At 59.8% G+C, this 12,654-nt stretch carries 11 protein-coding genes; 6 read left to right on the top strand and 5 right to left on the bottom strand.

From position 1 onward, the window contains the following. Positions 1-11 precede the first annotated feature (11 nt). On the bottom strand, positions 12-1,058 hold the full coding sequence (locus ACP691_RS08295) for an SDR family oxidoreductase (RefSeq protein WP_426199323.1): 1,047 nt from the start codon (positions 1,056-1,058) through the stop codon (positions 12-14). 228 nt (positions 1,059-1,286) lie between these two features. On the opposite strand from ACP691_RS08295, the gene ACP691_RS08290 reads away from it, so the two are divergent. Further along, positions 1,287-1,895 carry a dTMP kinase gene (locus tag ACP691_RS08290; protein ID WP_426199321.1) on the top strand — a complete coding sequence of 203 codons (609 nt, stop codon included), beginning with the start codon at positions 1,287-1,289 and terminating at the stop codon, positions 1,893-1,895. A gap of 145 nt (positions 1,896-2,040) precedes the next feature. Here the strand turns inward: ACP691_RS08290 and ACP691_RS08285 are convergent, their stop codons facing one another. After that, a complete protein-coding gene (locus ACP691_RS08285; protein WP_426199319.1) occupies positions 2,041-2,286 on the bottom strand; it encodes a hypothetical protein in 246 nt (81 codons plus the stop codon). A 309-nt stretch (positions 2,287-2,595) separates the two neighbouring features. Between ACP691_RS08285 and ACP691_RS08280 the strand changes: the two genes are divergently transcribed. From ACP691_RS08280 to lhpI, 3 genes are all read left to right on the top strand, one after another. Then, positions 2,596-3,807 carry an MFS transporter gene (locus ACP691_RS08280; protein WP_426199317.1) on the top strand — a complete coding sequence of 404 codons (1,212 nt, stop codon included), beginning with the start codon at positions 2,596-2,598 and terminating at the stop codon, positions 3,805-3,807. Between the two features lie 276 nt (positions 3,808-4,083). After that, positions 4,084-4,986, top strand: coding sequence for a LysR family transcriptional regulator (locus ACP691_RS08275; protein ID WP_426199315.1), 903 nt, complete (start codon positions 4,084-4,086; stop codon positions 4,984-4,986). A gap of 143 nt (positions 4,987-5,129) precedes the next feature. Continuing rightward, entirely contained in the window at positions 5,130-6,059 is a 930-nt protein-coding gene (gene lhpI, locus ACP691_RS08270) for a bifunctional Delta(1)-pyrroline-2-carboxylate/Delta(1)-piperideine-2-carboxylate reductase (RefSeq protein ID WP_426199313.1), read from the top strand. Positions 6,060-6,109: 50 nt separating this feature from the next. Here lhpI and ACP691_RS08265 read toward each other — a convergent pair whose 3' ends face one another. The 3 genes from ACP691_RS08265 to ACP691_RS08255 form a co-directional block, all read right to left on the bottom strand. After that, entirely contained in the window at positions 6,110-6,796 is a 687-nt protein-coding gene (locus ACP691_RS08265; RefSeq protein ID WP_426199311.1) for a dihydrofolate reductase family protein, read from the bottom strand. Positions 6,797-6,888: 92 nt separating this feature from the next. Further along, a complete protein-coding gene (locus ACP691_RS08260) occupies positions 6,889-8,448 on the bottom strand; it encodes a GGDEF domain-containing protein (protein ID WP_426199309.1) in 1,560 nt (519 codons plus the stop codon). Positions 8,449-8,997: 549 nt separating this feature from the next. Continuing rightward, entirely contained in the window at positions 8,998-9,894 is an 897-nt protein-coding gene (locus ACP691_RS08255) for a LysR family transcriptional regulator (RefSeq protein WP_426199307.1), read from the bottom strand. Between the two features lie 136 nt (positions 9,895-10,030). Here ACP691_RS08255 and ACP691_RS08250 point away from each other — a divergent pair, with 136 nt between their 5' ends. Both ACP691_RS08250 and ACP691_RS08245 read left to right on the top strand, forming a co-directional pair. After that, positions 10,031-11,209 carry an amidohydrolase gene (locus ACP691_RS08250; RefSeq protein WP_426199306.1) on the top strand — a complete coding sequence of 393 codons (1,179 nt, stop codon included), beginning with the start codon at positions 10,031-10,033 and terminating at the stop codon, positions 11,207-11,209. A gap of 95 nt (positions 11,210-11,304) precedes the next feature. Continuing rightward, complete coding sequence (locus ACP691_RS08245) at positions 11,305-12,609, top strand: MFS transporter (RefSeq protein WP_426199304.1); 1,305 nt, start codon at positions 11,305-11,307, stop codon at positions 12,607-12,609. Positions 12,610-12,654: the final 45 nt, after the last annotated feature.

The following is a 12,654-nucleotide window of genomic DNA, read 5'->3' as shown; positions in this document are numbered from 1 at the left end:
CCCTACCTTGCTTAGGGAATCAGCCGACGCTCGCGCATGCCTTCCAGATGCCTCAGCAATACTTCGTCCGAGCGCAGGGTCATGCCATTGAAGCCGGCCTGGCGCGCCTTGGTGACATCGAAGATCGCGTCGGTCTGTACATGGAAGATGAAATCCCCAAAGGCCCCCAGGGCAACCCTGTCCGGGTCCGGTTCGGCCAGTTTTCGCTCTTGCGCCAGCGCTTTCCATACCGGTTGCAAGGCCTTCAACCGCTGCTGGAGAGAAATCGGCTGCGGTTCACCGACCTCCAGCCCGAACCAGTCGGCCAGCTTCGGCCAGATGTGGCTCCAGCGCATCACATCCCCGTTGGTGATGTTGAAGGCGCCGTCTGCTTGGGCCTTGACGGCCCACAGGGCAGCTTCGCCAATCAGCGGCGCGGCGGTGAGGTTGACCAGGGCGTCGCGGTAGGCGCGGTCGGGGCCGGGGAACTGCATGGCGGTGCCGGTCCTTTTGCAAAGCGCGCCGTAGAGGCCGATCAGGTTGCCCAGGTTCATCGGTGACCCCAGCGAGTGGCCGATGACGATGTCCGGGCGCAGGGCCGTCCAGCGCACGCCTTTGCTTTCGAGCGTACGAGCGAAATCTTCATGGCGGAAATAGAGGTTGGGTGGGAAATGGCGGCTGTCGTCTTCTCGGGCTGGGGTTTTATAGACGCCCAGGTGTGCGCCGTACACTTTGCCGCCCTGAACGAAGGTCACCCTGCCTAGGGGCGCACCCGTCTTGAGCAGTCGATTGACCAGGTGCTCGAACATCGCGGCGTTTTCGTCCGCCTCGATGCCGGGGTCCGGGTTGGGTTTGAGCGCGCTGTAGAACAGGTGTGTGACGTCCTTGAGCCCCGCTTCGGCGCCGTCCAGCGACGCGCTGTCCAGAAGGTCGGCCTGGATATGCCCATGTCCTGAGGACGGGGCAGTGGCGCCCCGCCCGACCGTGGTGATTCTCCAACCGTCGTTCTCAAAGGCGCTAAGAACAGCTTTGCCGATGACGCCGGTGGCGCCTGCGATCAATACATGGTTTTCAGCCATCTCAAGTCTCCGCGATGTTCGGTTCGTTCAGCAGTGACAGTCCCGGTGGATCAAGGTGCGTTCGGGCAGATACGGCGCTCGGATGACGACGCCTGTGCGATCATGTACAGGCGCCGGGTTCTCAGCCTTCCAGCCCAGCGCCAATCCCTTTGGCTTGTGTCGAGGAAACCTGATGTCAATGCACGCTCCGAGGCTTGAAGCCCATACGTTCAAGCAGCCATGTCCGGCATGAAGCCCCTGTTGTTCGTGTCCCTGGACGGGCCCAAGGGCACCGGCAAGACGACCTTGCTGGAAGCGGCTACTCAGAGGTTGAGAGCGCAGGGGCACAAGGTGATCCGTCTCTGCGAAAAGAAAAGCGACCCTTACAGGGGCCAGACCATGGCATTGGTCAACCAACTCGCCAGAAGCCCCTCGCTGGCGCTTGAAAGGCAGGTGTGCGAGCGCCTGGCCGAGAGCCGCCGCTGGATCTCGCAGCAGATGCTGCCTAAACAGCCGCCAGGCAGCGTGATTCTGATAGACCGGTGGTACCCCTCGGATGCGGCGTTCCGTCGGCTGGTTCCGTTCGAAGATGTCTTGGCGCTCAACATGGCGAAAAACGTGCGGGTGCCGGACCTCCACCTGGGAGTGACCACCGCCGCGACCGTCTCCTGGGGGAGGGCGGCGGCCCGGGGACGGGGCCTCGGTAGCACCGTGTTGCGCGGGCTGGACGAGCACGTCGCCTCTACCGAGGCGTTCGAACAGGCTTTCAGCGGCCGCGGCTGGGTGCTCTGTCGCAACGAAGGCACGCTGGAAGCGGCGACCGAGCAGGTGGTCGCGCATATCCGGCGGTTGCTGTGAAGGTGAGCAAGCCGAGCGACAGTGACGCACCCGCCATGCCCCAGCCAGCCGGCTCAGGCCTCTACCGCCATCCAAGGTCCACGCGTACGGGGAGTGAAGCGTTGTGGCACGGCCGTGAAGCCCGCTTCCTTGATGGGATCGGGCGCTACCCAGTCTCGCGGCAGGCTCTCGAAATCCCGGCGCCTACCCAGCCGCGGAACGGGAACCGCTGCCAGGAGCCGCCGAATATAGGGATGCTGGGGTTGTGCAGAACCTGATCGCGCGCGCCGATCTCGACCAGCCTGCCGGCATACATGACCGCGACCCGGTGGTAGATCCGTTCTACCAGTGCCATGTCATGGGAAATGAACAGGTAGCTCAAGCCATGCTCGGCCCGTAGCCGTTCGAGCAAGTCCAGCACCTGGGCCTGTACCGAGACTCCAGGGCCGAGACGGATTCGTCAGCCATGATGACCTCGGGGTCCAGGGACGTCGTCGGTTCCTGGAAAACCATACCGATGCGACCTCGCTGAGTCGGTGTCGAGCGCCTAAACGAGAAATAAAGGATGAGTATCACCGGCACGCGCAATGAAGCTTCGCCAAAGACGCGACACTGAATGTTGCGCACTTCGCACAGCTTCTTTGCTTGGGCTTTGTATTCTGTAATTAAAACAGGGGGAATAGGCTTGGCCAGAACTTCATACCCACGTAGAGATGCCGCCATGTCCAGCAGCCCTCAAGTTTCAATCTCCGCGCAGACCCAGGCCGACGCAACACCTGTTCTATCCAGGGCGCTTATTGCTTTCCTGGCGTTTTGCTGCGGCGCTGTGGTTGCCAACCTGTACTATGCCCAGCCTATCGTCGAACTTATCGCGCCCAGTATCGGACTGTCGCGTGAACATGCGAGCCTGATCGTATCGCTGACCCAACTGGGTTATGCCGTGGGTCTGTTGTTCCTGGTGCCGCTCGCAGACCTGCTGGAAAACAAGCGCCTGATCATCGGTTTTACGCTACTGGTGGGCGCGTTCATGGCCTGGGCTGGGTTTACGCAGTCGCCTTCGCTCTTTCTCATAGCCTCGTTGATGATCGGCCTGACCTCGGTGGCCGTGCAGATCCTCGTGCCGCTGGCCGCGCACATGGCGCCTGAGCAAAGCCGGGGCAGGGTAGTGGGGAACATCATGAGCGGCCTTCTGCTCGGCATCCTGTTGGCACGGCCGGTTTCGAGCCTGTTGTCCCAGTACCTGGGCTGGCGCGGCCTGTTCTATAGCGCGGCGGGCCTGATGGTAGTCATCGCGCTGCTGGTGGCATTGCTGTTGCCCAAACGGGTGCCCAATCACCACACCACCTATTCGCGCTTGATCGGTTCTGTGTTCGGCTTGGCCACGCAACATGCGGTACTGCGCGAGCGCTCGCTGTATCAGGCGCTGTTGTTCGCAAGCTTCAGTCTGTTCTGGACCATTGCGCCCATCGAGCTGATCCGGCATCACGGTTTCACCCAAAACGGCGTGGCTCTGTTCGCCCTGGTCGGCGCGGTAGGGGCTATCGCGGCGCCCGTCGCTGGCCGCCTTGCCGATGCCGGTCACGGCCACCGGAGTACCCTGGCGGGCCTGATACTGGCTCCCGTCGCCTTGCTGATCGCAAGCATTCCAGGCGTGGGCTATTTCGGGCTGGTCGCCGCAGCGATCATCCTGGACTTCGCGGTGCAATTGAATATGGTTCTGGGGCAGCGGGAGGTGTACGCGCTGGATCCGAACAGCCGCGCCCGACTCAATGCCGTGTTCATGACCAGCATCTTCGTGGGCGGCGCCCTGGGTTCGCTGATCGCCAGCCCGCTCTATGAACAGCTTGATTGGGCTTCGGCCATCGGCATGGCGGCCCTGATTCCCGCCTTGGCCTTGCTGACCTTTGTGCTGAAGCATACCGGCCGGCTCTGATCATCGAACGCAAAAAACAGCCGCGAGCCCAGGCACAGGGTTCGCGGCCAAAAGGGAGGATCATCCAGAGTTCAAGGGCAGGGCCACGTCATGCAGGCGACCCTGCTCCATCAAGTTTAACGCTCTCCTTGCATCGGCTCTTGTACCGTCGTGCTCAACCCGTCGCACCAGCGTGCTATCCCCGCGATCACTGCCTTCCTATACTTGGAATGCCTGATGAGCGGCTAGCGGGTCGCCACACACCGCATCCAGCGGAGCATCGACCGAGCCGGAAAAATGGATAAATTCCTCGCATTGACCATGTTCGTTGAAACAGTACGCTGCGGAGGTTACTCAGCCGCGGCGCGAAAGCTCGGAGTCGCCGCCTCTTCGGTGACACGACAGGTCGCCGCCTTGGAGGCAGAGCTTGGCACCACCCTCATTACCCGCAGCACGCGGCAAAACCGGCCCACGGACCTTGGGCAGGTCTACTTCGACAAGGCCGTGGCCATTCTCGATGCCCTGGCCTCGGCAGACAGCCTGATCACCGACCGGGGCAGCGAAGCCAAGGGCAAACTCAGGGTCAGCGTGCCGGTGGAGTTTGGTCGGCGCCTCATCTGCCCACATCTGGACCGTTTTCTCGCACGTCATCCTTTGCTCGAGATCAGCCTCAACCTGAACGATGAGATGGTCGACCTCTACAAGGATCGCGTCGACCTGAGCGTGCGCCTGGGCTCGACCGTTTCGAGCGACGAAGTGATCTGCAGCACCGTTGGCCATTTCCAGCGCTGGCTCGTGGCAAGCCCTGCCTATCTTCAAAGGCAGGGGACACCGACTCAACCGGCGGAATTGGCCGAGCACCAGTGCCTAAGGTTCGACTATGGCGGCACTCCGCGGGATTGGCACTTCAAAGTGGGCGATGAAACCTTAGCGATATCGGTACAAGGCCAGATACAGAGTAATAACGCTGATGTTCTTCGTCAGGCGGCGGTTGCCGGACAGGGCGTTGCACTGCTGGCGGACTGGCTAGTGGCCGACGATGTTCAGCAGGGGAGGCTTCGCCGTTTGCTCGCTGATCATGAAGTCAACCCGACGGCCATTGATTCATCCGTTAGCATCGTCTATCTACCGGTTAATCGTGAATCGGCACGTATCAGGGCCTTCGTGCAATTCATGAAAGACATATTGATGACGCCGTAGCTGGCCTGAGTTCGCGCATGATGGTGCGTTGCGTTCCTATCGGATTTCAACGGGACAGCTCACGGTTTAATCTTGGGCAGTAATAGGCGCCTGGCAGTACGCGCGCAACCTTAGATATCGCCACCGCACCGAGGAGCTACACAATGCGTGAACCGTCCACTCAAGCGCCCATCGTTCTCTGCGACCAGGGCCGAACAGCCGCTTTGCTGGATTTCCAGCAGCTGGTCGACGCGATCGCACGCGCGGCTGCGCAAATGGAGGAGGGTACGATCGCAAGCCCTGAACGGAAGGTGGTGCCCTTGGGCGACGGCGGTGTCATGCTTAGCATGCCCGCTACGGCCAAGGATGTCGGTATCCATAAACTGGTGAATGTTCAGCCAGCCAATGTTCAACGCCAACTGCCCACCATCAACGGCATCGTAACGGTTTGCGATGCGGCTACGGGCCGCGTGATTTGCCTGCTGGACGGGCCCGAAGTCACGGGGCGCCGCACCGCGGCCGTGACACTGTTGGCGATTCGAACATTCCTGGCACAGCCTCCCGAACAATTGCTGCTCTTCGGCACCGGCGTGCAATCGCGCTATCACGTGCAAGCAATCAATGCGGTTTATCCGGATGCCCGGGTCTTCGTTCGCGGACGCGATCTGCGCGCGGCCACCGACTTCTGCGAGCGCCATCGCGGGCTGCACCCCCATCTGGAGCCGGTAGGCGCGGTTGTTCCGGAGGTGGAAGTGGTCATCACCCTGACCACCAGCACGGCACCGGTGTATGACGAACTGGCCAAGCCGGGTCGTCTGGTGATCGCGGTAGGGGCCTTCAAGCCCGAAATGGCCGAGATCGGCCAGGTCACCCTGGGCGGCAGCCTCATCTACGCGGACGAGCCCGAGGGCGCGCGGCATGAAGCAGGGGACTTGATACGTGCCGGTGTGGATTGGGCCCAGGTCAAATCCCTCGCTCACGCCTTGAGACAAGGTGCCGATCAATCACGCCCGATCGTATTCAAAAGCGTCGGTACCGCGGCCTGGGACCTGGCGGCAGCCCGTGTCGCGCTGGCGGCGCTCAGCGCGAATTGATCCGCGCCAAAGCTTTGTGTCATGGCCCGGCCAGCCGGCAGGGCCGCTGCCTAGGCCTTGGTATAGCGCAGCCACACCGAGCCATCGTCCTGGGCCTGGGCCGTGCTCAGCTTCAAATAGTTGGGCTGCTTCCAATCGCTGGCGGAAATTTCGAAAGAGGCCGGATGCTCGCCACGGCCGTCGATCAGGGGCAGAATCACCACGCTCACCTCGTCTACCAACCCCGCGTTGACGAAAGACCCACTCACATGCGGCCCGCCTTCGACGATCAGCCGCTTGCAGCCCAGCTCTTGGGCCAGAATGCTCAATACCCGCTCCAGGTCGATTTCATCCTTGCCCGCGAACAGGTAGGAGACCTGTACCGACTGCAGGTAGGCGAGATAATCGTCCGATACCGCTTCGGTGAGCACCTCGACCACGTGAGAATCCAGCGCTTGATTGGTTTTCCAGCCGACCTTGCCTTGAGGGTCGATAGAAATGGCATAACGTTTGGCGTCGCGGTCGGCAAAATAAGGGGTACGCGGGACAGGGCCCGTGGCAAGCCCCTTGGCATAGCCCTCGTCATGAGCGATTTCCTGCATGGTCACGCGGCCGCAGATCCAGGCATCGAATTCGAAGGTTTGCGCCAGGGTTTCGTAGCGTTCGTCGGCAGCCTTCTTGAATGACCGATCCCAGCCATCGGTGAGGGCACGGCCGTCCAGGGAGGACATCATGTGGCAGATGACGTAGGGTTGCATTGGGGCTTCCTCGGAGGGATAGGGGACCTACAGCCGACCGGGGATTAGATCGCAGGTTCATCAAAGAGAGGGTCAGGCGCCATCGAGGGGGATCAAGCGTTCGGCCTCTGCGTGTTCAAGCTATCAGCGACCCAGGCCAGTTCAACTCGATCCCGGCCATTTTCCTTCGCTTTATAGAGCGCGCTGTCGACCTCCCTTAACAGGCATTCCGATTCGATACCGTGGCGGTTCATGACCAAGCCCGCGCTGAACGTGAAGGGGTAGGAGGGTGGTACGCCATCGATGCGCGCGTTTCTCAAAGCCTCCCGCAACCGTTTCAGGAAGACCAAACCATCCTGCGTCTCGCAGTCCTGCAACAGTAGAATGAACTCTTCCCCACCGAAACGGGCGATCAGGTCGCCATGGCGTGCCTGGGATTTTATCGCTTGAGCGAAACTGATCAAGACGCGATCCCCAATGGCGTGTCCGAAACTGTCGTTGAAGCGCTTGAAAAAATCGATGTCCAACATTATCAAGCACTGAGGAACGTTTCTCGCCCGGGTTATTTCCCATTTCTCGTGAAAGGCGCGTCTATTAAGAAGACCTGTCAGAGGGTCGTGGTTCGCCATTTCCCTCAGCTTGAGTTCAAGTTCATTCTGCTGGGTGATGTCCCTGATTTCTACCAGGTAGCTACTACCGTCCATGGCTGAAAGCACGACCCTTGCCAGAAAATCGGGGCCGCCATTTCGTATGCCAATTGCAGTGAACTCCGAGGCCCCCCAGTCGATACGAAATTCTGAATGCGCCTGCTGCGACCTGAAAAGCCTTTCGAGGGCCGTGCCCTGGAGATCATCATCCGTCGCGCCAAACATCTCTCCCAGCTTGTTATTGCTGAGCCTGATCCTGCCTTGCTCGACCAAAAGCATAGCGCTACTACTGATCTGCATCAGTTGTTCAAATCGAGCCAGACTGGCGCGCGCCTCATCTGCAAGTTCGGCGGTTTCAGCGATGGAAAAGTGCAGGCTGATAGCAGTCAAGGCAACGAGCGCTATCACGAGGAAGGGCAGGCCGGTATATAGGGTGAGATAGGGTATGGAATCCGGATACGCAGGAAAAAACCAAGGTTGATCAGTCAAAGCACAGTAAATATCCACTACAGCTCTAGCACAATGGACTAACGCAAAAGCGCTCAAGGCCACCAGGATGTAGTTTCGAACCGCGGAAACCTGGTTGCGGCCAAATTTTCGACTCAACTTGGTAACGCCCCAAAGTGCACATCCAGCCACAAGCATTGAATAAAGTGCATCCTGTAGGGAAGGTGCAACGCTGTAGCTATTGCAAAGATGGTCAAAACCTGCCTGAACTAACCCGGTGAAAAAGATCAAGCTTAACGGCGTACTGTTGTTCAAGAATCGAGAAATGCCCAGCATCATCGTGGCTTGGGCCATGATCAAAATAGGGTGCGTCAGCCATGCCAGGGATCGCGGTGCATTGGCCAGTTCGAACAGGTAAATGCCATAGGCAATCAAAAGCAGCCAGCAACAGGTTGCCCAGAAGCCAGGCCCAGGTTGTGATCGGCAGAAGTAGAAAATGCTTGATCCAGCTATCCCGCAGGAAAGCAACATCAGCATTCCTAGTAGCAAAGGCGAATGCAATATCAAATGCTCGATCATTCTACTTCCCCGTGGGATCTCAGCATAGGTAGAGCTAAGGCCATCGATAGCTGGAATCCTGACTAATGCGACCTCACGAGTGCTGTCTTTAAGCATCGCTGGATACCAGGGCGCAGGTCCTGGGCACCTGAGCAAGGGTTAGCACTGCGGTGTGTACAATCTGCGTCGGACAGACAGTCTGTCTGGCAGTCTATCGGCACTGGGGAACGATTCTTTAGATGGACCGGACGAGCTGCAGCTGTGACAGTCACCGGTTTATCGTAATTCCATAGGCCATTGATTTTATCGGTCGAAATGAATATTGCTGGCCATCGATTGGAAACAGATTTTTTGTTTTCTGGTTAAAGTTTGCAATTCTTGCCTTTTTTCCACCCAACGACTGCAATGAACCGGTGCTAAGTCGTGCGGCTCTACGCTAACCTGAAGCACTGCTCACTGCTCAACTACGGACCAAGGGCAGTTGCCTTTGAGGTGCTCATCTATTTTGTGAATCATGTGATTACTTGAGCCGGACACCTAAGCCGGTATTGCAGCCTGCGCAAGCACACGTCACAGGATGGTACGCAAGGCCTGTGCCACTTTGATGAAGCGCTCCAGAACAGACGAGCAGCAGTCCCGGCGCCATACCAGTTCCCACTCCTGCCGGATCGTCAGGTCTTCTAGAGGCATGAAGGCGACAGAGGCCGGCGCCCGAGTTCGAGCGCCTTCCGGCAATACCGTGCAACCCATGCCTGCCGCAACCAAGGTCAGCATTGACGATGCATCGACGCCCAGCACGCTGGTCCTTGGGACGAAGCCGGCAGCGAAGAAGCAGTGGATCAGCCGGTCATGCCATGCTGGCGCAGCGCTGCGCGGCAGCCAGACAAAATCCAGCCCCTGAAGGTCCTTGAGCACCGCCGGGGCCTTGGCTTTGGGCCATTGCCAATCGGCAGGGTAGGCAAGCAGCAAGCGTTCTGAAAATAGTGGGACACCGTCCAGCGACGGGTCATCCTGGGGGCGGAAGAGCATGAACCCTGCGTCCAGACGGCCGTCTGCCAACTGGCGTAGTTGTACGTCGGACAGCAGGTGATGGAGCGTGATACCCACACCAGGAGTCTCGGCGCGATAGGCCCTCAGCAGCTCTGCGATCATGGGGGCGAGATTTTGCATGACTGGCAGCGCGATCGACAGATGCCCGACCTCGCCACGGCCTGCTCTGCGCGCCCGTTCGCCTGCAGCTTCGACATCCTCCAGCAACCGGCTTGCATCGGCCAGCAGCTGTCTGCCTGCATCTGTCAGGCTGACACCGCGGGTGCTGCGGGTAAACAACTGTGTGCCCAGTTCCTGTTCCAGCCCCTGGATCTGGCGGGTCAGTGCTGGCTGCGCGATATGCACTTCCTGGGCGGCAATGCTGATGCTCGCATGTTTGGCTACCGCACTGAAATAACGCAGTTGACGTAGATCCACAGCTATACCTTCAGAGCATCGCAGAGATGAATTTATAGTATTTTACGGTATGGCACGCGGCTAATTAACATCCCGGCACACCTGTTGGCAAGCTTGGTCTGCCAGCAGCGTGAACGTAACCAGCCGCGGACCTTTTATGCCTCATGACAATCACGCCTTGGATCTCGATCGCCTTCGTGCTTTCCGTCGCGACCTTCATCGACATCCTGAACTGCGCTACCAGGAGCACCGTACTGCTGAAAAAATCAGCCAGTACCTGACCTCGCTAGGCATTGTCCATGTCAGCGGAATCGCCAGCACCGGCATCGTCGCCAGCGTGCATGGCAAAGGCCGCTCAGCGGCCAACCCCGGCCCTGCCATCGGCATTCGAGCCGATATGGACGCCTTGCCCTTGCAAGAGTCGAACGCGTTCGACCATGCCAGCTCAGTGCCTGGCTGCATGCATGCCTGCGGCCACGACGGGCATACGACAATGCTGCTCGGCGCAGCGGCGCTGCTGGCAGTCAATCGCGATTTCGATGGCACCGTACATTTGATTTTCCAACCCGCAGAAGAGGGCGGGGCGGGTGCGCGCGCCATGCTGGACGAACAACTGTTTGAGCGCTTCCCTTGCCAGGCAGTATTCGCCCTGCACAACTGGCCTGCTTTACCTCAAGGGCAGATGGCGGTGCGGGTCGGGCCGATCATGGCGGCAGCCCAGCAGTTCGGCATCATCGTCAAGGGCCGGGGCGGACATGCCGCACTGCCGCATGAAACGGTCGATCCTTTGGTGGTCGCCTGCTTCATCGTGACCCAGTTGCAGACCTTGGTTTCACGCCGGGTCGACCCCTTACAGGCGGCAGTGCTGACCATTGGCCTGGTAGAGGCGGGGACCTCGGCCAATATCATCCCCGGCGAAGCGCGCATCCAGGGCACCTGCCGCAGCCTCGACAACCAGGTCCAGCGGACGTTGCTCGAGGGGATCGAGCGCGTGGCCTGCCTGGTGGCCCAGGCGCATGGCGCTACTGCTGAGGTGGTCATCAAGCCAGGTGGGTACCCCGTGACAGACAATCACGCGGACCAGGCCCGGCTGATGGGGCAGGTCATGGCAGAGATGGTCGGCGAGGACCATGTCGATACCCGTGTGGCACCGGCAATGACCTCCGAGGACTTCGCATTCATGTTGCAGGAAGTCCCCGGCGCTTACGGCTGGATCGGTAACGGCCACGCAGAGGCGGGCTTGCACCATCCCGAATACGACTTCAACGACGAGAACCTGTCCCTCGGCGCGCGGTTCTGGGATCGCCTTGCCCGCCGCTGGTTTGAGCGAGCCTGACCGAAACACCTGCAAACCCCGCACGCGCTTTTCTGGCCGGTGTACTTCAGGCCCCGGAGAGTTGCGCCCGGCATCTTGAATGCGTGGAGATAATAATGAACAAGAATATCCAGTTGACGTGCTCCGCAGCCGCACACGCTGCGTTGGAAAAACCGACGAGGCAGCGCTTCGTCTTGTTGGCGATCCTCTTTCTGGGCATATCGATTGCCTACCTGGACCGGGTCAATGTGGCCGTCATCGCAGCGAACGAGCAGTTTCTTCAAGACATGGGCATCGCTGGTGACCCGGTCAGTATCGGGTTGATGATGAGCGCATTTCTGTTCGCCTACGGGCTGGCGAACGTGCTGCTGAGCCCGCTCGGGGACTACCTGGGGCCGCGCAAGGCGATGATCGCGGCCTATCTGATCATCTGTGCGGCATTGCTGATGGGCGGTCTGGCAGCATCGTTCGGGGTGCTGCTGGCCTCTAGGGTTCTGTTGGGCGTCGGCGAGGGGTTGTACTACCCGATGCAGAATACCTTGGTGAAACACTGGTTCCCGCCGGCCGAGCGCGGCAGGGCGAACACAGTCTGGCTGCTTGGCCAGTCTATAGCCCCCGCACTGGCCATGCCGGTCTTCACCTTCTTTGTCAGCCTGTACGCGTGGCAGTCGACTTTTCATCTTTCCTTTGTGCTGAGCCTGGTGCCGTTGGTATTGATCACCTGGCTGACCGCCGACAGGCCTGCGATGCACCGGCGGGTCAATGTCGGCGAACGAACCTACATCGAGCAGGCACTGGCCGCTGCCGAGCCCAGGCAAGGCGAGGTGAGAGCAAGGCTTTCAGCTGGCGGCAGGGACTTCCTGGTGGATTACCGTTTCTGGCTGCTCATGCTGATCCTGGCTAGTAACTCGATCCTGTCATGGGGCCTGTTGTCATGGTTCCCGACGTACCTCAAGCAGGCGCGGGGGTTTTCCTGGGACTCGATGGGGATGCTCTCTGCATTGCCCTTCGTGTTCGGCCTGGTTGCAAAGATAGTCGCCGGCGTCGTGATTGATCGCTCAGGCCGAAGTGCAACGGTCATCATGGTCTCGGCAGCACTGTGTGCCTTGGCGTTGTACCTGGGGGTGCATCTGGACAACCGCTACATGGCCAGTCTGTCCATTGCCATCGGGATAGGCATGTCGTCCATGCAGATCCCGGCGGTCTTCACCTTGCTTCAGGGCCTGGTGCAGGCCCAGGCTATTTCATCCGCTGCTGGGGTACTCAATGGTGTTGCAGTCGGCCTCGGGGCACTTTCGCCCGTATTGATTGGCCTGAGTAGCCGCCTGAGCGGCGGGTTTGACGCGGCGTTCTACCTGATGATTTCCACCGTGCTCGCAGGCGGTGGACTGGCGGCGATCCTTGCCAAGCACCGACTCTGAATTCACCTGCTGTTCGCTTACCAATATGGATGAGCCCACCTACAA

This window comes from Pseudomonas sp. DC3200b2 (assembly GCF_049895785.1).
GTDB lineage: Bacteria > Pseudomonadota > Gammaproteobacteria > Pseudomonadales > Pseudomonadaceae > Aquipseudomonas > Aquipseudomonas massiliensis.
This window is presented reverse-complemented; position numbering and strand designations above follow the sequence as displayed.